This is a genomic window from Halodesulfovibrio spirochaetisodalis, from assembly GCF_001672295.1.
Lineage (GTDB): Bacteria > Desulfobacterota > Desulfovibrionia > Desulfovibrionales > Desulfovibrionaceae > Halodesulfovibrio > Halodesulfovibrio spirochaetisodalis.
Genome location: NZ_JXMS01000013.1, coordinates 17,167 through 40,957 on the forward strand (window position 1 = coordinate 17,167; position 23,791 = coordinate 40,957).

Sequence of the window (23,791 nt, forward strand, 5' to 3'; positions counted from 1 at the left end):
TGCAGCAGCACGTACACGTTTTAGCACTTACGTACTTCCTGAAACATACCACTCATCAATTGTAAGCAACTAAGAGCATTCACATAATAACATGATGTTAAACATCATTTTTATGCATTTTCACATTGACCTTCCCCCTAGGGGCAGGGGGTAGGCTTTCACAGCTCTAATTTTAGAAAGTACATTTTTACATCCCTGAACCAGAATCTACTTCGCACAACAACTACACAAACCTTAGACGATATCACGCGTCTGTTTGAATAAGGCAGACTACTGCCGAACAGGTATCCATCTGTATTGAAAGTTGAATTAATTACATTCACGACCGTAACTAACAATGGAGAAATGTATGACTTTGCAGCGACTTGGTAACAAGACAATGTGTGCGTTTGTATTGCTAGCCAGCATGCTTCTTTTTGCATCCAGTGCTTTTGCAGCAGCACCTAAGTATGTATTTTACTTCATCGGCGACGGCATGGGCGCTTCTCAGCGCCAGGCTGCCCAGTACTTCTACAAAATTCAGACCCAGAATCCCGAAGCCAAACTGGTAATGAACAGTTTCCCAGTTTCTGCTCTGGTTACCAGCCATTCAGATAACACTCTCATTACAGATTCAGGTGCTGGTGGTACTGCTCTTGCGACCGGCTTTAAAACAACTAACGGTGCTATTGCTAAACTTCCTGACGGGACAGATCTGAAGACCATTGCAGAAGCAGCACACGACGCAGGCTACGCAGTAGGTCTTGCAACCTCTACCCGTATCACCCATGCTACACCTGCAGCATTTTCCGCTCACAACATGAGCCGCAGTAATGAGAATGAGATGGCAATCGACCAGCTTGGTACCGGTTTTGAATACTTTGCTGGCGGTGGTTTTCGCCACTTTGTTGCCAAAAACAACGCCGCTGGCCTCAAATCTAAGCGCAAAGATGACCGTGACCTCATCGCTGAGTTTAAAGCAAAGGGCTATACTACATTTGTTGGCAATAACGCTCGTGATGCCTTCCGCGCGTACAAACCCAAAAAAGGTGATAAAGTCCTCGCACCTCTCGCATACAGCGTATTAGGCATGGAAATCGACCGCATTAACAGTTCTGAAAAAAAGAACGCTATGCCTTCTATTGCTGAATTAACTACTAAAGGTATTGAGGTTCTTGAAGCACAGAAGAAGCCATTCTTCTTCATGGTTGAAGGCGGACGTATTGACTGGGCAGCGCACTGTAACGATGCGACCGGCACAATATACGACACTCTCGCTCTTGACGCAGCTGTTGCAGAAGCACTCGCTTTCTACAAAAAACATCCTGAAGAAACACTGATCGTTGTAGCTGCTGACCACGAAACCGGCGGTATGGCTATGGGTATCAGCCTTGATTCCAAAGGTTACTTCCTCAAACTCAACGAGCTGTTCAAAGTTAAAGCTTCCATCGAAGACATTCTTGCGTACGTATACCCCGACATGGTGGAAGAGTACCCGAAAGTAGCAGAACGTCATGCAGCATACCTTAAGTATGTTGGTGAGTACTTCGGATTAACCGACCTTACTCCACGAGAAAAGGAACAGCTTGAATCTGCAATGACTATTGAAGATCGTAACCAGAACCTGCCTGCAGCTGAACAGATTAACTACGGCTATGCCTACACCCCTACCATGATTGCTGTTGCGCACCTCGTATCTGAACGTGCACGTATCAGCTGGACCTCTTACGTTCACACCTCCACTGTTACGGCACTGTCTGCAATCGGTAACCAGTCAGCAAAATTCGGTGGATTTAAAGACAACACAGAAGTCGCTAAAACCATGGCAGACGTTATGGGCGTAAAACTTTCCTCTTTCAAAACTACACCTTCCAAAGCGCTGCTTGGTAACACAACAGGCCCTAACGAAAAATACTCTAAAATTCCTTATGGCCAAGAACGGACTAAGTAGGGATTACGCAATTGGGCGGAGCCGGAACCCCGACTCCGCCTTTTTTTGAATGCAAACCAACAGAAAGAGCCGGAGAAAAAATGTCGAGGCTGAAGCGTATTGTAGAAGCTCTATTACTTCTGGGGATTGTCATATTGTTGTTTCTTACCGGACAAAAATGGTTTGAAACAGATCGGTCAGGCAATATACATGAGCTGTCCGGAACCGTACTCTCTGTTGATAATAGCGAAATTTTTCAAGCAGGCGCAGGAACAGTCGGTAACCAGACAGTACTTGTCATTGTAAATGAAGGTCACTGGAAGGGTGAACAGGTTACCGCAGTCAATCACCTTAATGGGCAGATGGATATGGATGAACTCTATCAGCCCGGTGATACTATCCTGCTTGCAATTCAAGTGAAAGATCAGCAAATCACCCACGCCAAGGCAATAAACACGTTCCGCCAAAACTGGGAACTCGTACTTTTTATTCTTTTTGCAGTAGCACTTATCGCCTACTCCCGCATAATAGGGCTTAAAGCACTCTTTTCTTTCGTGGCCTCACTTGGCCTGCTCTGGTGCTATTACATCCCCAATCTTCTTAATGGGGCAGACCCACTTCCCCTCAGTTTGAGCGTCCTCGTGCTGTTATCCATGGTCATTATCCTCACTGTTGCAGGAGCCACACGACATGGCATTGCAGCATTTCTTGGAACAATCAGCGGGCTTGCCGTCACACTTATTCTTACTCTTTTCTTCGGCGACAAACTCAATCTTGGCGGTATGACGACACCATTTTCCACCACGCTTCTCGTGCAAGGTAATTACGGCCTTAACATGCAGCACATTTTTTATTCAGCAGTGCTGCTTGGTGCCTCTGGAGCAGCCATGGACATTGCCATGGATGTGAGTGTGTCGATGAACGAAATCAAGCTCAAACGTCCTGATATTACAATGCGTGAGCTCATCCAGTCCGGCTTCAATGTTGGCCGCATGGTCATAGGCACCATGGCAACGACCTTATTGCTTGCATACTCAGGTGGCTACCTGACCATGCTGATGGTCTTTGTATCGCAGGGAACAAGTTTTACGCGCATAGTAAACATGAAACTGGTTGCCGCAGAAATTTTCCGTATCCTCATAGGCAGTATTGGGCTTCTTATGGTTGCCCCTGTCACGGCACTCATAGCAGGGGTGCTACTAACGGCATATGTGGAAACGAGTCCCCCCGCAAAAGACTATTTAGAAACCAATTAACAACACATCTGTGTAAAATAAAAAAAAGCTCTCATCATTCTTCAGTGAGAGCTTTTTACTTTTTCATATAACAGTGTATTAGCAGATTATCGTTGCAGCAAAGGTTGTCTAGACAAAAACATGCTTCATTAAGCACAATACCACTGTTTACAAATCATAAACTATCTTGACATAAGCATATAACTTAATAATGTTTACAACATGAACACTCACATAGAACTGCTTATATGGTTTTTCCTTGGGCTTTCTGTAATACTTTTATTTTTTCACAGAAAAAAAGAAGGTATTTTTTTTGTCATAACATCTCTGGTTACAGCATTCATAGCAGACAGAATCACTATCAGCGCAGCGCTGCTTGTCTTACTAGGCTTTGCAATTGCAGCAAGCATCCCTAAATTACAATTTCACATACGCACACTGGCATATGCTGTACTTACCGCATGGTGTGTTGCGTTATACGAACATTGGGTTCCCGGAATCAGTAATTTGCTTATCCTGAAAAGCGTACATGCAGGCCCACAAAGCGCTCCCTTTTCCATGTACCTTAATCTGGACAAGCCCTTAATCTTTTGTGCGCTCGCCGTCTGTTGGGCAAAACTGTTCGGATCAGGCAAAACGTTTCGCATTCGCCCCCTGCTAGCAGCGGCAACAGGACTTTTCTGTATGCTTATGGTGGCATGGGCTCTTGGATCAATCCGACCGGAAATCATGCTCCCATCATGGTGGTGGATTTTTGCCCTGAATAATCTTCTGTTCACCTGCATTGCTGAAGAAGCGTTATACCGAGGCTACATTCAGGAAGGACTGAAAGGAATTATCGGGCTATGGCCCGCACTCATCATTGCGAGCATCCTGTTTGGTATTTCCCATTATCATGGCGGCATTCTGCTCATTGCTTTTGCCACCGTTGCGGGGCTCTTTTATGGAATGGCATTCCAGTACAGTTCCAGACTCTGGGTTGCTGTCCTGTATCATTTCCTTTTCAACTTCTCCCACCTGTTCTTTTTTACATACCCTTCTGCAATACATTCATAGCCCGTCTCAAGCTGAGACAGCACAATAAAAAACGAAAAGCCGGAACGTGTGTTCCGGCTTTTCTTGTTTGTAAATCAAAATTACAGACAGTCAACTGACTGTAAAAATTTTGAAATAATCAATTTTAGTCATTCAACAGGGAATTCGGGTCATCAATAACGCTTTTCCCAACCGGTGCAAGGCAAATCACCGCCAGTTTGAGATGCTGGAAGCCGAACGGAATACCAATAATGGTAATAAAGTTCATCAACGCAAAAAGCAGATGCCCGATTGCGAGCCAGAATCCGCCAAAGATAAACCAGATAATGTTACCGAAAAGTCCAAGGCAACCTGTACCGATGTCCGGCACGCCTGTTACTTCTTCCCTGTTAACCACCTGCTTGCCGAAAGGCCACAGGGTAAACATGCCTATTACAAAGCATGAACGCGCCCATGGGATACCCACAATTGAGATGATCATGATAATTCCGGCAATAAACCAGCCGAGTGCCATTTCAAGTCCCCCCAGAACAAGCCAGAGGATATTCATAATCGTTTTTAGCATGCTATTTCTCTAGTAAGTATATGTACCGCACTGAAAAAACGGCGGTGTTTCACAAAAATGTCAGCAATTGTTAGTAAAATTGGAACTTTTTATATTAAATACGATTTAAAATAAAAAGCAAGTATCTCCCTTTTACTATAATTTTGAACTTGGTATTCCAACAACAGAAAAAAAAGTGCAGTATGTCGCCACTATTCTATACATGAATCTAACTTTGTTTTGCTGCGCCACTGCTGCAGCGCAAGGAGTCCGACAATGGATATTCTCGACCTTATTAAAAGCAGAGATCCTAATGAGCGTGAATTTCATCAAGCGGTTACTGAAGTTGTAGAATCTATCAAGCCTGTCCTTGATCGCAACCCACATTACCGCAGCGCGAACATTCTGGAACGTATTGTTGAGCCGGAACGCGTTATAACTTTTCGTGTTCCGTGGGTAGATGACGACAGCAATGTACGCGTCAACAGGGGCTTCCGTGTTGAAATGAACAGTGCCATCGGGCCATATAAAGGTGGGTTACGTTTTCACCCGTCCGTAAACCTCGGTATTTTAAAATTTCTTGCATTTGAACAAGTTTTCAAAAATGCCCTTACCAGCCTTCCGATGGGTGGCGGTAAAGGCGGCTCCGACTTTGACCCTAAGGGGAAAAGTAACATGGAGATCATGCGTTTTTGCCAGAGCTTTATGACAGAACTTTCTCGTCATATCGGCCCTGACACCGACGTTCCTGCCGGTGACATTGGCGTAGGCGCACGCGAAATCGGTTTTATGTTCGGTCAGTACAAACGTCTACGTAACGAATTTACAGGCGTTCTGACCGGTAAAGGTCTGGACTGGGGTGGCAGCCTTATCCGTCCTGAAGCTACAGGGTACGGTGCAGTGTACTTTGCGGCTGAGATGCTTGCTGTTGATGGTCGAACCTTGAAAGACACCCGCAGCCTTGTTTCCGGTTCCGGTAACGTGGCTCAGTTTGCCATGGAAAAACTCATAGAACTGGGTAGTGTGCCTGTAACCTTCTCTGATTCCTCAGGATACATCTATGATGAAAAAGGCGTAGATCGGGAAAAGCTCCAGTTCATTAAAGAGCTCAAAAATGTACGTTTCGGCCGTGTCAGCGAATACGCAGAAGAGTATCCGGAAGCTGTCTATATTCCTGTTGACCCAGCAACTGACTTTAACCCGTTATGGAATCACAAAGCAGACTGCGCATTCCCGTGTGCAACCCAGAACGAAATTAACGCAAAAGACGCTGCTAATCTGGTGGCCAACGGCGTTACTGTTGTTTCTGAAGGCGCAAATATGCCTACGGTACCGGAAGGAATTGAGCTGTTTGTAGAAGAAAAAATTATGTACGGCCCGGGCAAGGCAGCTAACGCCGGCGGGGTATCTGTTTCCGGTCTGGAAATGACACAGAACTCCATGCGCCTGAGCTGGAGCCGTGATGAAGTGGATGACCGCTTGCGCATGATCATGAAAAATATTCACAAGCGCTGTCTGGACACTGCTGAGTACTACGGAACTCCACGCAACTACGTGAATGGTGCCAACATTGCCGGCTTCACCAAAGTTGCTGATGCCATGATTGATCAGGGCGTGGTGTAACCACCACAATACGTACTCTTTATCACGTACCTGCGGCTGAGGCAGTCGACTACGTCTTTACCTGCCAGATTGAAACCAATCTGTGCAGTGCAAGGCGCAAGATAAACTCATAAGTAGCGACCAATAAGAGCCTTGGAGTTTTTCGAAGCAACGCCGCAATGTTCGGTTTTATTATCAATCTTAGAGGCATACCTGCAAGTAGGTGTGCCTCTTTTTTATCTCCGATCTTATTCAGCATTCTTTCTCCAACCAAGCAACGCTCTCGCAGATTGCGTCCTTCCATTGCTCTAACGGCCTGCCAGTGCTACAAATTAAACAACGATATCTTTTTTAGAGAGTGGCAATGCACTATATTCCAGTACCAGCCATTGATACTCAAAGACAAATCGTACTCACAACAGAAACCACCTGAACCATCCACCCTCAAACCTGCGGGGCATTATGGCACTTTCTGATTTCTGTCACCGAATTACAGCTGAAAACAAATTCAGGGTATATCATGATCTTATGCGCGAGAAGGTAAAGCACATCCTTCTTGTGTCCTCACCATATGATGCATGGGTAATGGAAGAAGATTGCAACCTTTCAGAACGCCTTGCAAACGAATACCGCGGTCTTAACCTCAGTTCACCGCCTCGCCTTACATGGATTTCTTCACCTGAAGAGATTCCGGCCGCTCTGGAACAGCGTCCCGCTGAAATGGTTATCCTTATGTCTGGACTTGCCGAACCGGAACTGGTTGACCTGAAACAGCGCATTGACGCCTTTGTGCCGGATCTGCCCGTTGTCATACTGACTCACAGGGAAATAGAAAACGAGCAGCTCAAGCGAAAGGATTTAGATCATTGCTTCTTATGGACAGGGGATGCCGAACTCCTGCTGGCTATCGTCAAATTGACTGAAGATAAGATGAATGTTGCCCATGATGCCATGGAAGCCGGAATCCGCAGTATTATTCTGGTGGAAGATTCCCCGAGCTATATCTCGTCATTTCTCCCTATTCTCTACCGCGCGTTAGTACAGCAGGCACAGGCAGTTATTCAAGAAGGGCTCAATCAGGAGCACCGGCTGCTGGTGATGCGCGCCCGTCCCAAAATTCTTGTGGCAGAAACGTATGAAGAAGCCATGGAATATTTCCGCCAGTATGAACAATACGTACTCGGTGTCATTTCAGATGTACGCTACCCGCGCAACGGTCAGGTAGACCCGTCTGCGGGTGTTACGCTGCTTTCCCAGATCAAAAAAGAACGAAAAGACATTCCGCTTCTGCTCGCAAGCAGTGAATCAGTAAATAAATGGTTTGCGGAAGAAATCCCGTGTGAATTCATCGATAAAAACTCTCCGCTGCTTCTGGCGGAACTGCACCGCTTTGTGAGTGAACATCTAGGATTCGGTGATTTTATCTTCCGTAACAAAGACGGAATGGAAATAGACCGTGCACACACCATGTTTCAGCTCAAACAAAAGCTGAACGAAGTACCTGACGATGTTTTTCTTGCCCATTGTCTGAATAATGATTTCTCGCGCTGGTTCTTTGCCCGTACAGAAACAGAACTTGCCTGCATCATGCGTCCCCTGACTGCTGAAGATTTTGAAAACAGCGTGGATGCTATGCGTGCCTTTGTTATTGAACAGATTCATAACAGGCTGCAGCAACGCCAACGGGGCATTGTCGTGAGCTTCAAAGAAAATGATTTTGATCCGCAGACAGACTTCTTAAAAATAGGCGAAGGCTCTATCGGCGGCAAAGCGCGCAGTCTGGCCTTTATGTTCCGCCTTATAGGGCAAAGTAATTGGCTGAAAGAAAAATACCCCCACATCGACATTGTACCTCCGAAAGTTCTCAGTATTGCTACAGAAGGTTTTGACAGCTTCCTTCGCCTGAATGACTTAGGGTATCTTGCCGATGATGATTTTGAAGACGCAGAGGTTGTAGAAATATGCCTTAAGGCAAAACTACCGGACTGGCTCAGACACAAGCTGAGAATCTTTCTGGAAAAAGTACACACACCTCTTGCTGTCCGTTCATCAAGCCTGCTTGAAGATGCTCAATATCAGGCATATGCCGGATTGTACTCAACCGTCATGCTCACCAATACGCATCCAGATATTGAATTCCGGTACAGGGAACTGGCGACGGCTGTTAAAAAAGTCTACGCGTCCACGTTCTTCCAGTCCCCGAAATCATTCTCCCGCAGAGTTAAGCTGCGCACGGATGAAGAAAAAATGGGCGTAATTATTCAGGAAGTTATCGGAAGACGTTACGATGACTACTTTTACCCTGCGATATCAGGTGTTGCCCAGTCAAAGAACTTTTATCCGTTCGGCAGAATGAAAACAGATGACGGCATTGCATCCATTGCTATGGGGCTCGGCAAAACCGTCATGGACGGCGGACAGGTATTCCGCTTCTGCCCTAAATGTCCGCATGTACAACCTCAGGCTGCAAACATGCAGGAACTGCTCAAGAACTCGCAAAGCACCTTCTACAGCCTTTACATGGGCGATCCAGTACTTGCGCCTAAAGCTAAGGAACAAGAGGGCGCACTTGTTCAACGCCGGATATACAATGCCGAACCGGACGGCCCTATTTCCTATCTTGCAAGCAGCTATCTCCCGCAGGAAGGAATCATTCGTGAAACTGCCTCAATTCCAGGAAGCTCCAAAGTTCTTCTCTTTGCACAAGTTGTTAAGCACGGCCTATTCCCGCTCCCTTCATTGCTGAATGATATCCTCACAATGGCAGAAGAAGCCATGGGTGGCCCTGTAGAACTGGAATTTTGTGTAAACATGGATATGGACGGTTCCAACGCGGAATTTGCCTTGCTCCAACTGCGCCCTATGAGTTCACTTTCCGGTCTGGCAACCGTGAACATTACTGAACAAGAACGGGCAGAAGCCTTTTGTCACTCCAAACATGCATTGGGAAATTCCGAAAATCAGGACATATACGACATTATCTTTATCCATCCTGATGACTTTGATGTGGCAAAAACAATGGAAATTAAACAGGAGATAATGGACAGCAACAGGCAGATGCTTCAGGAAAACCGCAAATACATTCTCATAGGCCCCGGTCGATGGGGGACATCTGACCGCTGGCTCGGCGTTCCTGTCACATGGAATGAAATATCCAGTGTATCTGCCATTGTGGAAACCTTTACCGAAAACCTGCGTGTGGAACCTTCACAAGGTTCACACTTCTTCCACTGCATCACCACACTGGGCATCAACTACGTTATGGTTACCAACTCCAGTGAAGAATTCATACAATGGGACTGGCTGGCATCAGTGCCTGTACACGCAAAAGGACAGTTCATTACACACGTACAGTTTGAATCACCAATCACTGTCAAAGTGGACGGTCGAACAGCAGATTGCGTTTTGTTAAAGCCTTCAGGCTCTAAGCCGGAGCAATCAAACAAAAGTGCAACATAATTTTCTGTTAGCAGCACCCCGCCCAACTCCTTCGGGTTGCACTAGCGCAACATAACGTATAATAATATTGCCCTAAAATACCTACGTTTCCCTCTTTTTTCAGGCCACATTCTAATGACGTTGCATTTTAGCAACGCCATTAGAATGTACATCAACCCCAAGATGCACAAATGCAACCCGTGCGAGTAAACACCATTATAATCGATATTTCCCAACATGCTGAAATCGCGGGTTTTATAAAAAAAGCATAAACTTTTTTAAACTTGGCATCCCTGTTGCTATATTAGAATTAGCTTTTCATAAAAGCACATGTGGTATCCTCTAACACAGTGAAATTGTGAGTAACTGCCAACACTCTTTTCACCTTCGGTACCAGTTTACCTAACTTCCTTTTTCTATCTGACAGCCCCGTTGTGATTGCGCTTTAATAACGGGGAGAAGTCAGATAGCCTGAATGTTCCACGAATATTTCCTCGAAGGGCTCTGTAATCATCATGATTACAGAGCCCTTCTTGGTTTCGTATCTTGTCTTTCCATTGACGCTACACCCGCTTTTTGAAACAGTGCCAGACCTATGACAGAGTTTTTTTCCCCAGAGACAGGATATCCCGCGCTTTTTTTTCTCAGCTTTTTAGCTGCCACAGTGCTTCCACTTGGTTCCGAGTGGCTACTTATTGCTATGGTTGCAGGCTCTTTTGAACCAACAACCTCTGTTATTGTCGCCACAGCAGGAAATACTCTGGGTGCCTGTACAACATATGCCATCGGCATATGGGGAGGTGCTTACCTTATCAACCGCATCCTGCGCATTGATGAAAAATCCCAACAGAAAGCGCAATCCTTCTATAGCAAGTGGGGACAGTGGTCTCTGCTTCTTTCATGGGTTCCAATAATAGGTGATCCGCTGTGTCTTGTCGGCGGTATTGCCCGAATGCGTTTTTCCCTGTTCCTTCTACTTGTTCTTACAGGCAAGTTTGTCCGCTACGCAGCACTGGCATGGCTGACAATGCAAGCGACATAACACAACCCTGCGTCTTCTTTTGCCGCATGATTCTTTCTTCGCTTTCCATTATAGAATGCCTCGACCTTCCCCCTAACTGACTGCACATACCGTCCTCATATGGTAGGATTACACTCATCCCTTTTCAAACGGGATATTCGACTCAAACCAACCATAGCGCATAATGCAGTTGCGCGTGAATATATCATATGAGCCGGAGGAAGGTATGCGAACAATTAAGCACATTCTCGTTGCTGTTGATTTAATGGAAGACAGTTCTTTTGTAGCAAAATATGCCAAGCTCTTTGCAGAAAGGCTGAATGCCACCATAACCGTGGTCTATGCAACACCACCGTTGAGCCAGTACTTCGGTCTCTATCTGCCACAAGACACTATTTCCAAATTCCATGAAGATTCTGAAAAAGGAGCCATACGCGAACTGGCTAAATTCGTGGAAAGCAACTTTGCGGGGGCAGACGTAGTGCAGCGGCTCGCCAATGGACACCCGCAGGATGTGATTCTTGGAATAGCAAAAGAAAGTAACGCCGACCTGATTATTATGGGCACCCACAGTCGAAGAGGCGTGGACCGGATCATGTTCGGGTCAGTAGCCAGCCATGTAGTCAAACTGGCCGATATTCCAGTACTCACAGTCCGCCCTGAAAAATAGTGAATCCAAAAAATTTCAAATTCCCCTGAAAGAAACAAATTGTCTTCAGGGGAATTTTTGTATTATCAATAGATTACAAAAAAATTTTGTTTTTTATCTTTTTTAGGTTGCATAAGATAGCTTTTTAGTATTCATTACTATTAAGAGTTATAACAAAGAATAACGCCACAATCTGTTTGTCCCGATGTTCTTTGCTTCTTGCTCTGGAGCATCTGACTGCAAAGACAGAGTCCGCAGAGCTTGAAACTATCCCCGATTATTTAACATCTGTTGGAGGTCATCATGCCTAGTATCAAAAATATCCTCGTTCCTGTTGATGTCATGGAAGACAACGGCTTCTTTGTAGAATACGCAAAAATGATGGCAGAAAAACATGAGGCAAAAGTAACTCTTTTGTATGCACGCCCACCACTTGATCGCTTTTATGATGTTTACCTTACAGATGACGTCGTTGAAAAACTCAAAGCGGATTCAAAACAGCGCGCAATAGATGAACTTGATAAACTTGCAGAAAACCAACTTCAGAACACTGACGTTTCCATCAAACTCAGACGCGGACAGCCTCAGGATTTGATTCTGGAAATGACTGAAACTGGTGATTACGACATGGTCATAATGGGAACTCATTGCCGTAAAGGAATGGAACGCGTTCTTTTCGGCTCTGTAGCCAACAGAGTTGTAAAACACTCCAATACACCTGTACTTACAATCCACCCGGCTGAATGCAAAGGCTAGCGCACAACATCCCTTCTGCTAGTCCATCCAGCCCGCAGGCTCGACGCACTTTTATCCGGTAGATAGACGGATAAAAACAGCACACAGCTATGCACACAACTCCGGAACGCCCCCGCCTGACAGCTCATTCAGGCTGGGGCGTTCCTATTGTGACTTGCCCTATAGGGTCTTTTTACCTATTAGTATTATAAGGAAAAAAGTTTTATCATGGTCTTCGGTTTTACTCACTTCACATTCCAGCAACATGCACAGGTAGTGAATACAAAGAACTTTTGTAACGCAATAAACACCCGATAAGAGTTACGACAGGGCAAGGTAGAGTTACATAGTCTAGCCTGATGCTAGCCAGTACCTTTCCTCAGCCGCCTCTGTCGGATATAAATTTCAGAGCTTTTATGTCACGAGGCAAAAATAAACGTATCTTATTTTTTTTGTTATCTAATTTAAAAAGAACATGCTAAAAAGAAGGAGTAAGGAGCCTTTTTTATTGGGGGAAAAACAAATTTGTGGTTGCAAAAAAAGTTTTTTTAGTATTGATTACCATTACTGAGTGAGTGGCAGGACAGTCGTGTGTGTCCTGTTAAAAATATTCAATAATTTTTTTGAAACCTTGGCGTCCGCTGCCTGCTCTGACAGGACGTAAGCCGAAGGGGGTTAATGTATGGACGTAGTAATGCTGTCCAGAATCCAGTTTGCAGTAACTGTATTCTTCCATTTCATCTTCGTACCACTAACGCTTGGACTGTCTGTATTGCTTGCCATCATGGAAACCATGTATGTGCGTACCGGCAACGAAATGTACAAGCGCATGGTAAAATTCTGGGGTAAACTGTTCATCATCAACTTTACTCTTGGTGTTGTTACAGGCATCACTCTTGAATTCCAGTTCGGTACTAACTGGTCCCGCTACTCTGAGTACGTAGGGGATATTTTTGGTTCCTTGCTCGCAATTGAAGCAAGTACTTCCTTCTTCCTTGAATCCACCTTTATTGCTGTGTGGTTCTTCGGCTGGGAAAAAGTATCCAAAAGAGTCCACTGTATGTGCATATGGCTCGTCGCTCTTGCGTCTAACATGTCTGCCTTCTGGATCATCATGGCTAACGCGTTCATGCAGAATCCTGTTGGCTACAAAATGGTTGACGGAAAACCGCAGCTTGCTGACTTCTTTGCCGTAATTACCAACCCATACGGAATCGGCGAATTTGCCCACACAGTTTCCTCTTCATGGATGGTTGGCGGCCTCTTTGTCATTGGTATTTCCGCATGGCACCTTGTCCGCAAAAATGAAATGGAACTGTTCAAAAGTTCTTTCAAGATTGCGTCCATATTCTTCCTTATTTTCTCATTAACCACTGCAGCAGCCGGTCACCATCAAGGCCAGATCGCAGCCAAATACCAGCCTGCAAAACTTGCTGCTATGGAATCACACTGGGAAACCGGAACCAACGTTCCTATGTACCTGCTTACATGGCCTAATGCTGAGAATACAGGTAACGCCATTCAGGCACTGCCTATTCCGGGTGCGCTGTCCATTCTGGCTTACAACAACCCGAATGCAGAAGTTATCGGCCTGAACGATATTCCTGCTGAAGATCGTCCGCCAGTTTTGCCAACCTTTATCAGTTTCCGTCTGATGGTTGCCCTTGGCTCCTTCTTCCCTCTTCTCGGTATCGCCCTGTTTGTATGGCGTAAAAAGATTGAAGAAAAAACGTTTGTGCTCAAAGTACTCCCTTGGCTTATCCCACTTCCGTACATTGCCATTATGCTTGGCTGGACAGTAACGGAAGTAGGTCGTCAGCCTTGGATCGTACACAAACTACTCCGAACCTCAGAAGCGGCTTCACCGATCGAAGCCTCCATGGTTGTCTGGTCTATTGTTGCCTTTACCGTGATTTACACCTTCCTTGGCCTGCTGGATATCTACCTGCTGAGGAAGTACGCGATGAAAGGCCCTAAGTAGACCGGCAGGACAAATCCTAAGCAATCAATAGAGAGGTTTTTTGTATGACTCTTGAACTTATCTGGTTTTTATTATGGGGAGTCCTCTGGAGTGTCTACTTTGTGTTAGACGGCTTTGATCTCGGACTCGGAACCCTGTTCCCGTTCTTTGCAAAGAATGAGCGCGAAAAGCGCGTTCTGTATAATACAGTTGCACCTTTCTGGGATGGTAACGAAGTATGGCTTATCGCTGCCGGCGGTATCACCTTCGCTGCATTCCCTAGAGCCTACGCAATCATGTTCAGTGCTCTTTATGCACCGCTTCTCATTATCCTGTTTGCACTCATCATGCGTGCAGCAAGCTTTGAGTTCCGTAATAAAGTAGATTCTGATGGCTGGCGTAAAATGTGGGACGTATTCCAGTTCCTCGGCAACTTTATTCCTGCATTGCTCTTCGGTGTAGCATTTGCCAACATCTTCCAGGGCATTCCGTTTGACGCAGACGGCGTATACTACGGCAGCATTATTAAACTGCTCAACGTATACGGCATTATTGGCGGCCTGTTCTTTGTAATCAACTTTGCAATGCACGGCGCAATGTGGCTTTCCATGAAGTCTGACGGTGAAATTCACGATCGTGCGATTTCCTATGCAAAGAAATTGTGGCCGTTCACTGTAGCTCTGGCTGTTGCGTTCCTCGCTGCTACCGGCTTCTACACTGATCTGTTTGCAAACTACCAGAAGAACGGCGTACTGCTTGTAATTCCTGCAATCGGTGTGACTGCGCTGCTTATGGTTCGTATCTTCCTTGCTGGTGGACGTAACCACCTCGCATGGATCAGCAACGCGATCTCCATTTTCTCCGTAATCATGTTCGGTGTAATCGGCATGTTCCCGAAATTGCTGCCATCAAGCCTTGATCCTGCTGCGTCTGTTACTGTGTACAACGGTGCGTCCAGTACCCTCACTCTGCAGATTATGCTCGGTGTTGTGGTTGTGATCATCCCGCTTGTTCTTCTCTACCAGCTCTGGGCTGTTAAACTGCTCATGCATGTAGTAGATGACAAAGTGCTCGATTCTGACGAATCTTACTAGCACCTGATAGAATACAATAAAAAAAGGCTGTCCTGCATATGCAGGGCAGCCTTTTTGGTGTTCAGAATATCAACACATCAAATCAGATGTGTCTTGTACAGTCGCGATACCTAGTTCTTACCGCAACATTTTTTAAATTTCTTACCTGAACCACAAGGGCAAGGCTCGTTACGGCCTACTTTCGGGGTCTCACGGCGGTAGGTATCGTGGTTCTGTACCATGCCTTCTACGTAGAACCAATCTTTACCTTCTTTGCGGAAGAAGCTGTGTTCATGGAGTTCCTGCGGCATACCACCAAGTTTGTAGTGAGCAACGAATTCAACTTCGCCAACCTCATCATTTTCGCCACCAGCTTTCGTGTCGAGAATCTCAAGGCCAGTCCAGGAGATCTTTTCAGACCACTCCTTAATTTCGTCTACAGAAAGATCGCCACGCATTTCAGGGTGCATGGAGGTACCAAGGTACTCATAGATTCCTTTTACATGTGCAGAGTAACGGGAACGCATGAGTGCTTCTGCTGTAGGAGCAGGAGTTGCACCGGAAATCACAGGTTCACAACATGCAGAAAACTCAAGTTCGGAACCGCAAGGACATTTAGACATGATTACTTCCTTATATCTTAGTAATTTTTCAATTCTATTTCAAAATCAGATTGTGCTAAAAAAAGGTGTACAGACCACTTAGTTACTAGTCTGATACGACAGAGAATCTGCCACGACTATACTTTTCGATATGGACACAATACGCTGATGAGTGGGTACAACATTCAAATTAGACTTGCAAGATTTCCATACCTGACTAAAATAACAGACAATTTATAATAGCTTCAAGACAAGTTTGCTGTGATATTCTCACGCAAGCACTCATCTAACGTTTTTTTCTATTTTAGAAAAAACACACGCGGCGTGTATTCCCCTTTAATAAATATGGGACAATTCTACTATGCCACAAGAGGCTCATTATAAGGAACGCAGGGCACAGACACGTTATCCCCATCCATTTACAGCATCCATTGCGGAATTTGTTTTCCCCATGTCGTGCCAGCCGGAATTTGAGGCTGAATGTATAGACATAACCTCCAAAGGTGCCATGCTGAAAGTTGACTCCGTCATCCCCAAAGGAAGCGTACAGCAAGTTTGTATAGAACTTCCGGGCTTTGAAAAGAAACTCCAAAGAGTCAATCAGGTTCCTTGTGATCTTCCTTGCAAAATCCGCGTAGTCTCGCGGGTCATCTGGTCAACGGTTAAAGAGGGGGCTTCGGTAATCGGCATAGAGTTTCTAAATATGGGCAAAAGCGCTGAACAGGCACTTACCCGCTATCTAAAAGACAATAAGTCCTGAAAGGACGATCTGTATATTTCAAAAAAAGCCATGCACCTGCATGGCTCTTTTTTTATAACAATGACCGATTATCATTGATGATGCATTGTAACATCATCCCATAAAAAAATAACTCCTCTCCAAAACTCTCGCAACACAGACTGTACGTACCTTCCCCATCAATGATGTTTTTTTGTACTTGCCTACTTTATCAATGTTTATTGACACAAACACACACTTTTCGCATATTTGTAATGATTCAGCTATGTTGTTTATGTTTAGCTTCCCCCTGTTGTTCAGGAAAAAACAAAGGACATGGTCATGGCAGAAACTTCGCGTACAGCCCGCAAGACACAGGAAATGCAATCACTCCTTTCCGAGTCATTTAAACAAAAGATCCAGCATGTTCCCCTTCAAGAAGAAGTACAAACCGACATCCACCGAATCATGCTCGCTCTCGGATACGCAATTGCGCTGACTCCTGCCGGAACAACTGCATTTACAAGGCAGACCAGCTACAAAGGACTTGATGTGCGTGTGTGGGTAATGAACGAACACCAAAACGGATTTCCAGGCTCACTCCTTGAACCGGTATGGATCGGTTACTACTCACAAGGTGATCAGCATGAAATGCTGGAAGATTTCGAATACCCACGCCTTATGGATTTTTTGCAAGAATTCCATCCGGAAATTTTTAGCTCATAATCCTGTCCGCAGGCGAAAAACAACACACTCCTACTCACAAAAAATATGGCGTCAACGTATCTAAGTTGACGCCATATTTTCCTGCGGCTATGCTAACCAATCGTACAAATTTTCAAGGAGCCGCATTTCAATGCTCGATCTCAAACTTTTGCAGAAAAATCCGCAAGTTGTAGCTGAAGCTTTGGCTAAACGAAACTCTTCTATTAATGTTGAAGAGTTCACTAAAATTGATAAACGTCGCAGAGAGTTACTCGTAGAACTTGAATCTCTTAAAAGCGAACGCAACAAAGCTTCCGGCGATGTAGCTAAGATGAAACGCTCAGGCGAAGATGCATCTGAGCTTATCGCCCGCCTCGGTTCATTGTCCGATAAAATTAAAGAGCTTGATGCCGAAACGGATACCATTAAAGCTGAAATGAACGAATGGCTTATTGCTGTTCCGAATATACCACACGAAAGTGCTCCTGTTGGTGCAGATGAAGACGACAACGTTGAACTGCACAAATGGGGCGAAAAGCCTTCCATGTCCTTCACTCCTAAAGAACATTGGGAGATTGCAGAGACTATGGGCGGCCTTGATTTTGAACGCGCTGCCAAACTTACCGGTTCCCGCTTTGCAGTACTGTGGGGCTGGGCTGCTCGTCTGGAACGCGCGCTTATCAACCTGTTCCTCGATATGCAGACTAACGAACACGGCTACACTGAAGTGTTCCCGCCTGCTATCGTAAACAGCACCACCATGACCGGTACCGGTCAGCTGCCTAAATTTGAAGAAGACCTTTTCCGTCTTAACCATAAAGACTACTACCTCATCCCGACTGCTGAAGTGCCACTGACCAACATGCACTCAGGCGAAGTTCTGGATGAAGAAGATCTACCGCGTGCATTTACAGCGCAAACCCAGTGCTTCCGCTCTGAAGCAGGCAGCTACGGTAAAGACACAAAGGGCCTGTTCCGCCAGCACCAGTTCACCAAAGTTGAAATGGTTCGCTATGCGCATCCGGATTCTTCTTACGATGATCTTGAAAAAATGCGTCAGCATGCAGAAAACATTCTCCAGCGCCTTGGCCTGCACTACCGTGTAGTAACCTTGTGCACCGGTGACATGGGCTTTTCTTCCGCAAAAACATACGACATCGAAGTATGGTTGCCTGGTCAGAACAAGTACCGTGAAGTTTCCTCCTGCTCTAACTGCGTAGATTTTCAGGCACGCCGTGCTAACCTCAAGTTTAAACGCAAAGGCGGTAAAAAACCTGAGTTTGTGCACACACTAAACGGTTCCGGCCTTCCTACCGGCCGTACAATGATTGCGATCATCGAGAACTACCAGCAGGAAGACGGTTCCATCGTTATCCCTGAAGCTTTGCGTCCGTACATGGGTGGCCTTGAAAAAATCACCCCGGATATGGCTACAAAATAAAAAAATCACTTTTTTTTCAAAAAGTGTTTGACAATCTGAGTGCTCAACTATAGAACTGCACTCCTCAAACGGGTCGTTAACTCAGTTGGTAGAGTATCTGCCTTTTAAGCAGAGAGTCACTGGTTCGAGCCCAGTACGACCCACCACTGAATTTACAGACCGGAATTTCGGTTCCGGTCTAATTTATTCACCACCGTTTGAGTAAGGTAACGCAATGTTAATTTTTCCTAGAAAATTATTTGACATGAGGATGCGAAGCCTATAAAAAACTTTTCCTCAAGAGGGTCGTTAACTCAGTTGGTAGAGTATCTGCCTTTTAAGCAGAGAGTCACTGGTTCGAGCCCAGTACGACCCACCACTGGATACATAAGCCGTATTTGCGAAAGCGAATACGGCTTTTTTGGGTGCTGAAGGTGTGCATTAGAGCTCTTGAGAAAACATACTTTTTTCGAAAAATGTTTGACAAGATGACTCGGAATCTATAAATCACATCTCCGAACGGGTCGTTAACTCAGTTGGTAGAGTATCTGCCTTTTAAGCAGAGAGTCACTGGTTCGAGCCCAGTACGACCCACCACTGGATATATAAGCCGTATTTGCGAAAGCAAATACGGCTTTTTTTTTATGTCCGAACTCAACGTTTGTTCATCGGAAACAGCTAATCTCTAAAAAGCTCTTTTGCACTTATCTCTCGCCTTTTCAGTCTTTTTTACAGTCTCGCTAACCAGACAATGAGCTCCAATCATACAAAAAGGCTGTCCCACCTGATGCAGGACAGCCCTTACGTGTTATTCAAAACATAGCACAGAATGATTACAAAGAATCTCCTGCCGCCAAATAAAAATTACTTACCTTGCTCTTCGAAAGCTTTTTTAATGGACTCAGCAAACGGAGGACGCAGCACACCCACTTCTGTCACAATTCCTGCGATCAGTTCATTTGGAGTCGGATCAAACGCAAAGTTAAAAACAGGAACGTCATCAGGCGTAATCTGAGTTTCACCCACGTGCGTCACTTCCAGAGGGGTACGGTCTTCAATGGGGGTCGAGTCACCGTCAGGCATGTTTCTATCAATTGTGGACAATGGTGCCGCCACATAGAAAGGAACATTGTGAGCTTTTGCAAGAAGCGCCACAGAATAGGTTCCAATCTTGTTTACAGCATCACCATTTGCGGCAACACGGTCAGCACCTACAACAACCTTATCCACCATACCGCGGCGCATAAGAAGCCCGCATGCGTTGTCGCAGGCAACGGAAACAGGAATACCGTCTTCTTTTAATTCATATGCGGTAAGACGTGCTCCCTGAAGAAATGGGCGGGTTTCATTCGCAATAACAGAGATGTCTTTCTTACCTGCGTCGACAGCGCCTCGAACTACGCCCAACGCTGTCCCGTATCCTGCTGTTGCAAGGGCACCTGCGTTACAATGTGTCATCACGGTGTCACCATCATCAATAACAGATGCACCATGGACGCCGATTTGTTTGCAGATCTCAATATCTTCTTTATGGATAATCTTTGCTTCTTCCAGCCAGATATCCATAAGTGCTTCAAGAGTTTCTGCCTGAGAAGATTCCCACAGAGCCTTCATGCGCTCCACACCCCAGCGTAAGTTCACGGCTGTAGGGCGTGCTTCTGCGATCTCTTCAAGCTTTGCTTCAAGCTCTTTTTTCCAATCTTCACTTCCTGCCACTTCTTTTGCTGCAATCCAGCAACCGTATGCAGCTGTAACGCCAATGGCAGGCGCGCCACGCACAACCATAGTCTGCAATGCATAGATAATATTTTCTACGGTATGGCAATAGTAATCGTCTTCACATGCTGGCAGGTAACGCTGATCAAGCAGCACAAGGGCTGCATCTTCATCAGAAAAACGAATATGACGTTCCATTTTATACTCTCTATGGGTTTAGAAAACGACTCAACGCACCGATAAAAGAATTCTGAAGCAAAAATGAGATCGAATAGTACAGACCGCATCTGATACTGAACTCCTATCTGCAACAACTGCATTGTTGCCAAACAGACTCCATTGAGTAACGCATTCTGTGAGCAAAAGTTATAGATGCACTGATACCCTGTTGCGCAACTCTGAGCAAGACAGTACACAGGGTTGCTCCACAGGGCACTTCAGGCTATGACAGGCCTTAGAGAGGGTTGAAATAAAAGATGATATCAAAGTTACGAGGTTAAATATGAGAGCACTCACAAATTTAGTTCTCTCACTGTTCCTGCCTGTCGCTATCCTTGGGGGGACATATTTTATCGTAATGAATCAGCATGTTATACCAAGATCAGTTATTCCTATTATGCCTGCAATTCCGTTTGTCATTGCCTTCATCGGGGGCGCTATGGCGTGGCAATTCAAACGAAGCAGGGCTGTTTTTCTTTTGATACTGATTGCACTTTGTTGCTGGTTTATTACGTTATACTTGCCCAATATGAGCAGTACCGGCTTAAGGCTCCGTCAGGCATACGGACTTTCAGCATTACTGCTTCCTATCAACTTGATAATATTTGCGTACTGTGAAGACAGGGGCGTGTTAACATTTTGGGGAGCTATTTCCGCAACCTTTATCTCGATACAGGCTGCAATCGTTGCTGCCATACTTACCCCGGCAGCACAGCACAGCATCATTGCCCAGTTTCAGGCACTTGCAACACCGCTCGACCGAACAGACTTTATTCCTGCATGGGCCAGCAGCTGGACGTTTCTTCCACAGCTTGTACTTATTGTTAACGGCAGTGTACTGCTTCTTTTGATCCTCTTTATGATCATTAACCGCGGTAAGCGCGACAGTACGTATGTCACCCTAATTACAAGCTGTATTGCTGTGCTAGCAGCGTACCACTATGTTGCTATCACCAATGCAAGTGCTTTGTTCTTCACTGCTACAGCCTGCATCATCACGTTGTCCTTGTTTCAGGACTCCTACTTTATGGCATACGTGGATGAGCTGACCGACCTGCCTTCACGCAGAGCGCTTAATGCAGATTTCAAAAAACTTGGTCGAAAGTACGCGCTGGCAATGGTCGATATTGACCATTTTAAAAAGTTCAATGACACATACGGTCATGACATCGGTGACGATGTATTGCGCATGGTTGCTGGGCATTTATCCCGTGTTTCCGGCGGTGGTAGAGCATATCGCTATGGCGGTGAAGAGTTTACCATTGTATTTCCTAAAGGCTCTGCCAAAGAAGCTGAACCACACTTAGATGAACTTCGCAGGCGCCTTGCCAGCACAGACTTCCATATTCGTGGCGGAAAACGCGCTCCTAAGAAACGTAACGCGCGTAAAGGCAGTGTAAACGTCACTGTCTCTATTGGTGTCGCAGAACGCTCAGAAGGCGCTCAATCACCGATGGAAGTAGTTAAGCTCGCGGATAAGGCTCTTTACAAAGCAAAGGGCGCAGGCCGAAACATTGTGAAGCTTGCCGCAGCACCGAGAAACACAAGAAGTGATTCCCGTTCGGAACGAAAGCGTAACGTACGAAAATAATTTGTTCAGTTCTCGACAAACAAAAAACGCCAGTTCAAGTAATGAACTGGCGTTTTTTATTCCCAACAGAACAATCTGTGCACCTATCTTCCCCAAAGAAAAACATTCTCCCCGAAAACCTATCGACCATGGTAGTTCTCTCAGCCTCAAAGAAGCTTCTTACTAGTGCTCTCTTGAATCTACACTCTTAAAAGCAATGCAAACAATACCCATAATCTCCCCAAACAGCTTCCCCCCTTTTTTTCCAGCAACACACCACTCGCCGTCTCGAAAATTACAAGCAGCTGTAGTGCATTTATTCTTTTGATGACGGTGCTGTTTCTCCCACGGAGTGCACAGCAAACGGGATGTGCTGATAGTTACACGGACGCTCCGGAATCAAAAGAATGTATGTACTGCAACTGCCATTTCCACTCTGCCCCCCCAAAAAACACTCTCCTAATCATTTTTACAGGACACAAAAAAAAAGCGGCTTATCCTTGTACAGGATAAGCCGCCTTACAATTAACTCTGCCACTCGTTAATAGGAATTCCCTATTCAACTATACGAAATGCACTGCAATTGTGCGATTGCAGTGCATAATATTTACGCAAGAAGATTGAGAATGCAGGTACCTACAGCAATACCGAATGCTGGTGGGTCAACGTGGGTGTCGCCGTGGTTCCAGAAGAGACGAGCGCCCAGCTCCTGAAGAAGTGCGCCAGCTACTGCTGCAACTACACAAACTCCGAGGTTACCGAAGTTAACCCAAGCAATACCAGCAAGAATTGCCTGACAATGCCATACAGGTACACGCTGGATGGTGTCATTACCGAGCTGTAATGCGATAAGAGAAACAGCTGCTACAGCCCAACCGATTACTACCTGTGCGGTAACGGTTGCGCCGGAAGCAATGCCTGCAGCTTCTGCATAGTTACCGATTGCCATTGCAGCACCGCCGGAAACAAGGCCGATACCGATAGCAAACATAATCATGCGAGAGAAAGGCAACATCCACGGTACCCAAGACAGGTTAGTGTCATCGGTGCCGAGAAGACCAAATTTTTTAATAGATTCAGAGTTACCAAACGGGCTCTGACGAAGGAAAAGTGCGCGAGATACAAATGCGCTGATAAGAACAGTAATAGCGATGGTGTCCTGCCCTTTCATGAAAGAAGCAAGCCACAGGTTACAAAGGTAACCGAATACAGCGAAAATACCACCAACGAGTAATACGTCCCAGGAAGTAGGCATGAGAGATGCGAGAATATCCTTAGCTCCACCTGTAGGATGATTCTTGCGAACGCCTTGTGCGTAGTTAGCTGCAGCAACGCCGGCTGCGAAGCCACCAACATGTGGGCCGAAAACAGGACCGAATCCGATTACGGAGAACATAAAGTCCCCACCGCCAGCTAAAGCGATCAGACAGCCTGAGAACACAAACAGACCACAAAGCACGAAGGACAGCAGCCCGCCAAGAGCACCGCCCAGAATTCCTCCACCAAAACAGACTAGCAACGTCGTTAAGCTTAACGGTTCCATTCTGCCTCCACTTTTTGTGCTCTCCCTCTCAACGAATGCAACAAATCCCCCAATAATGTGGCAGGTAGGGGCATCAGATCGTACATGTAACTAAGCC

18 protein-coding genes and 3 tRNA genes are annotated in these 23,791 nt (G+C 45.7%); 17 read left to right on the forward strand and 4 right to left on the reverse strand.

Annotated features, from left to right (window positions below; translation table 11 throughout):
- Window positions 1-349 precede the first annotated feature (349 nt).
- The 3 genes from SP90_RS08780 (at window position 350) to SP90_RS08790 (ending at window position 4,200) form a co-directional block, all read left to right on the forward strand.
- Window positions 350-1,930 (forward strand): alkaline phosphatase, encoded by a 1,581-nt coding sequence (locus SP90_RS08780; protein ID WP_066854662.1) that lies wholly within the window; start codon window positions 350-352, stop codon window positions 1,928-1,930.
- Between the two features lie 80 nt (window positions 1,931-2,010).
- Window positions 2,011-3,165 carry a YibE/F family protein gene (locus tag SP90_RS08785; protein WP_066854663.1) on the forward strand — a complete coding sequence of 385 codons (1,155 nt, stop codon included), beginning with the start codon at window positions 2,011-2,013 and terminating at the stop codon, window positions 3,163-3,165.
- A 201-nt stretch (window positions 3,166-3,366) separates the two neighbouring features.
- Window positions 3,367-4,200: a CPBP family intramembrane glutamic endopeptidase gene (locus tag SP90_RS08790; protein WP_066854665.1), complete on the forward strand. Its 834-nt coding sequence runs from the start codon at window positions 3,367-3,369 to the stop codon at window positions 4,198-4,200.
- 124 nt (window positions 4,201-4,324) lie between these two features.
- Here SP90_RS08790 and SP90_RS08795 read toward each other — a convergent pair whose 3' ends face one another.
- Window positions 4,325-4,744, reverse strand: coding sequence for a YccF domain-containing protein (locus tag SP90_RS08795; RefSeq protein ID WP_066854667.1), 420 nt, complete (start codon window positions 4,742-4,744; stop codon window positions 4,325-4,327).
- A 255-nt stretch (window positions 4,745-4,999) separates the two neighbouring features.
- On the opposite strand from SP90_RS08795, the gene gdhA reads away from it, so the two are divergent.
- The 7 genes from gdhA (at window position 5,000) to cydB (ending at window position 15,222) form a co-directional block, all read left to right on the forward strand.
- On the forward strand, window positions 5,000-6,346 hold the full coding sequence (gene gdhA, locus SP90_RS08800) for an NADP-specific glutamate dehydrogenase (protein WP_066854669.1): 1,347 nt from the start codon (window positions 5,000-5,002) through the stop codon (window positions 6,344-6,346).
- A gap of 441 nt (window positions 6,347-6,787) precedes the next feature.
- Window positions 6,788-9,784 (forward strand): PEP/pyruvate-binding domain-containing protein, encoded by a 2,997-nt coding sequence (locus SP90_RS08810; protein ID WP_066854675.1) that lies wholly within the window; start codon window positions 6,788-6,790, stop codon window positions 9,782-9,784.
- A gap of 574 nt (window positions 9,785-10,358) precedes the next feature.
- Entirely contained in the window at window positions 10,359-10,805 is a 447-nt protein-coding gene (locus SP90_RS08815) for a YqaA family protein (protein ID WP_066854677.1), read from the forward strand.
- A gap of 205 nt (window positions 10,806-11,010) precedes the next feature.
- Window positions 11,011-11,454: a universal stress protein gene (locus tag SP90_RS08820; RefSeq protein ID WP_066854679.1), complete on the forward strand. Its 444-nt coding sequence runs from the start codon at window positions 11,011-11,013 to the stop codon at window positions 11,452-11,454.
- A gap of 282 nt (window positions 11,455-11,736) precedes the next feature.
- Entirely contained in the window at window positions 11,737-12,189 is a 453-nt protein-coding gene (locus SP90_RS08825) for a universal stress protein (RefSeq protein WP_066854682.1), read from the forward strand.
- A gap of 661 nt (window positions 12,190-12,850) precedes the next feature.
- Window positions 12,851-14,149 (forward strand): cytochrome ubiquinol oxidase subunit I, encoded by a 1,299-nt coding sequence (locus tag SP90_RS08830; protein WP_066854684.1) that lies wholly within the window; start codon window positions 12,851-12,853, stop codon window positions 14,147-14,149.
- Window positions 14,150-14,193: 44 nt separating this feature from the next.
- Window positions 14,194-15,222 carry a cytochrome d ubiquinol oxidase subunit II gene (cydB, locus tag SP90_RS08835; protein WP_066854687.1) on the forward strand — a complete coding sequence of 343 codons (1,029 nt, stop codon included), beginning with the start codon at window positions 14,194-14,196 and terminating at the stop codon, window positions 15,220-15,222.
- A gap of 110 nt (window positions 15,223-15,332) precedes the next feature.
- On the opposite strand, the gene SP90_RS08840 is transcribed toward cydB, so the two are convergent.
- Window positions 15,333-15,824 carry a YchJ family protein gene (locus tag SP90_RS08840; protein ID WP_066854689.1) on the reverse strand — a complete coding sequence of 164 codons (492 nt, stop codon included), beginning with the start codon at window positions 15,822-15,824 and terminating at the stop codon, window positions 15,333-15,335.
- 340 nt (window positions 15,825-16,164) lie between these two features.
- Between SP90_RS08840 and SP90_RS08845 the strand changes: the two genes are divergently transcribed.
- The 6 genes from SP90_RS08845 to SP90_RS08870 all read left to right on the forward strand — a co-directional run bounded on the left by SP90_RS08845 (window position 16,165) and on the right by SP90_RS08870 (window position 19,243).
- The gene (locus SP90_RS08845) at window positions 16,165-16,563 is read left to right on the forward strand and encodes a PilZ domain-containing protein (protein WP_066854691.1); all 399 of its coding nucleotides are present in this window, start codon (window positions 16,165-16,167) and stop codon (window positions 16,561-16,563) included.
- Between the two features lie 300 nt (window positions 16,564-16,863).
- Window positions 16,864-17,247, forward strand: coding sequence for a hypothetical protein (locus SP90_RS08850; protein WP_082936369.1), 384 nt, complete (start codon window positions 16,864-16,866; stop codon window positions 17,245-17,247).
- A 130-nt stretch (window positions 17,248-17,377) separates the two neighbouring features.
- A complete protein-coding gene (serS, locus tag SP90_RS08855) occupies window positions 17,378-18,667 on the forward strand; it encodes a serine--tRNA ligase (RefSeq protein WP_066854693.1) in 1,290 nt (429 codons plus the stop codon).
- 70 nt (window positions 18,668-18,737) lie between these two features.
- Window positions 18,738-18,813: transfer RNA gene (locus tag SP90_RS08860), tRNA-Lys, on the forward strand.
- A 136-nt stretch (window positions 18,814-18,949) separates the two neighbouring features.
- Window positions 18,950-19,025, forward strand: a tRNA-Lys gene (locus SP90_RS08865).
- Between the two features lie 142 nt (window positions 19,026-19,167).
- Window positions 19,168-19,243 (forward strand) — tRNA-Lys (locus SP90_RS08870).
- Window positions 19,244-19,510: 267 nt separating this feature from the next.
- Here SP90_RS08870 and mtnA read toward each other — a convergent pair.
- Window positions 19,511-20,560 carry an S-methyl-5-thioribose-1-phosphate isomerase gene (gene mtnA / locus SP90_RS08875; protein WP_066854695.1) on the reverse strand — a complete coding sequence of 350 codons (1,050 nt, stop codon included), beginning with the start codon at window positions 20,558-20,560 and terminating at the stop codon, window positions 19,511-19,513.
- A gap of 304 nt (window positions 20,561-20,864) precedes the next feature.
- On the opposite strand from mtnA, the gene SP90_RS08880 reads away from it, so the two are divergent.
- Window positions 20,865-22,172 (forward strand): GGDEF domain-containing protein, encoded by a 1,308-nt coding sequence (locus tag SP90_RS08880; RefSeq protein ID WP_066854697.1) that lies wholly within the window; start codon window positions 20,865-20,867, stop codon window positions 22,170-22,172.
- A 586-nt stretch (window positions 22,173-22,758) separates the two neighbouring features.
- Here SP90_RS08880 and SP90_RS08885 read toward each other — a convergent pair.
- A complete protein-coding gene (locus tag SP90_RS08885; protein WP_066854699.1) occupies window positions 22,759-23,694 on the reverse strand; it encodes a hypothetical protein in 936 nt (311 codons plus the stop codon).
- Between the last annotated feature and the right edge of the window lie 97 nt (window positions 23,695-23,791).

Bases quoted from the DNA above. Each gene is read 5' to 3' on its own strand.
- SP90_RS08845 (WP_066854691.1), top strand. From the start codon at position 16,165: ATGCCACAAGAGGCTCATTATAAGGAACGCAGGGCACAGACACGTTAT.
- SP90_RS08810 (WP_066854675.1), top strand. From the start codon at position 6,788: ATGGCACTTTCTGATTTCTGTCACCGAATTACAGCTGAAAACAAATTC.
- SP90_RS08830 (WP_066854684.1), top strand. From the start codon at position 12,851: ATGGACGTAGTAATGCTGTCCAGAATCCAGTTTGCAGTAACTGTATTC.
- SP90_RS08815 (WP_066854677.1), top strand. From the start codon at position 10,359: ATGACAGAGTTTTTTTCCCCAGAGACAGGATATCCCGCGCTTTTTTTT.
- mtnA (WP_066854695.1), bottom strand. From the start codon at position 20,560: ATGGAACGTCATATTCGTTTTTCTGATGAAGATGCAGCCCTTGTGCTG.
- SP90_RS08795 (WP_066854667.1), bottom strand. From the start codon at position 4,744: ATGCTAAAAACGATTATGAATATCCTCTGGCTTGTTCTGGGGGGACTT.
- SP90_RS08785 (WP_066854663.1), top strand. From the start codon at position 2,011: ATGTCGAGGCTGAAGCGTATTGTAGAAGCTCTATTACTTCTGGGGATT.
- SP90_RS08820 (WP_066854679.1), top strand. From the start codon at position 11,011: ATGCGAACAATTAAGCACATTCTCGTTGCTGTTGATTTAATGGAAGAC.
- SP90_RS08850 (WP_082936369.1), top strand. From the start codon at position 16,864: ATGGCAGAAACTTCGCGTACAGCCCGCAAGACACAGGAAATGCAATCA.
- SP90_RS08885 (WP_066854699.1), bottom strand. From the start codon at position 23,694: ATGGAACCGTTAAGCTTAACGACGTTGCTAGTCTGTTTTGGTGGAGGA.
- cydB (WP_066854687.1), top strand. From the start codon at position 14,194: ATGACTCTTGAACTTATCTGGTTTTTATTATGGGGAGTCCTCTGGAGT.
- SP90_RS08880 (WP_066854697.1), top strand. From the start codon at position 20,865: ATGAGAGCACTCACAAATTTAGTTCTCTCACTGTTCCTGCCTGTCGCT.
- SP90_RS08790 (WP_066854665.1), top strand. From the start codon at position 3,367: ATGAACACTCACATAGAACTGCTTATATGGTTTTTCCTTGGGCTTTCT.
- SP90_RS08840 (WP_066854689.1), bottom strand. From the start codon at position 15,824: ATGTCTAAATGTCCTTGCGGTTCCGAACTTGAGTTTTCTGCATGTTGT.
- SP90_RS08780 (WP_066854662.1), top strand. From the start codon at position 350: ATGACTTTGCAGCGACTTGGTAACAAGACAATGTGTGCGTTTGTATTG.
- SP90_RS08825 (WP_066854682.1), top strand. From the start codon at position 11,737: ATGCCTAGTATCAAAAATATCCTCGTTCCTGTTGATGTCATGGAAGAC.
- gdhA (WP_066854669.1), top strand. From the start codon at position 5,000: ATGGATATTCTCGACCTTATTAAAAGCAGAGATCCTAATGAGCGTGAA.
- serS (WP_066854693.1), top strand. From the start codon at position 17,378: ATGCTCGATCTCAAACTTTTGCAGAAAAATCCGCAAGTTGTAGCTGAA.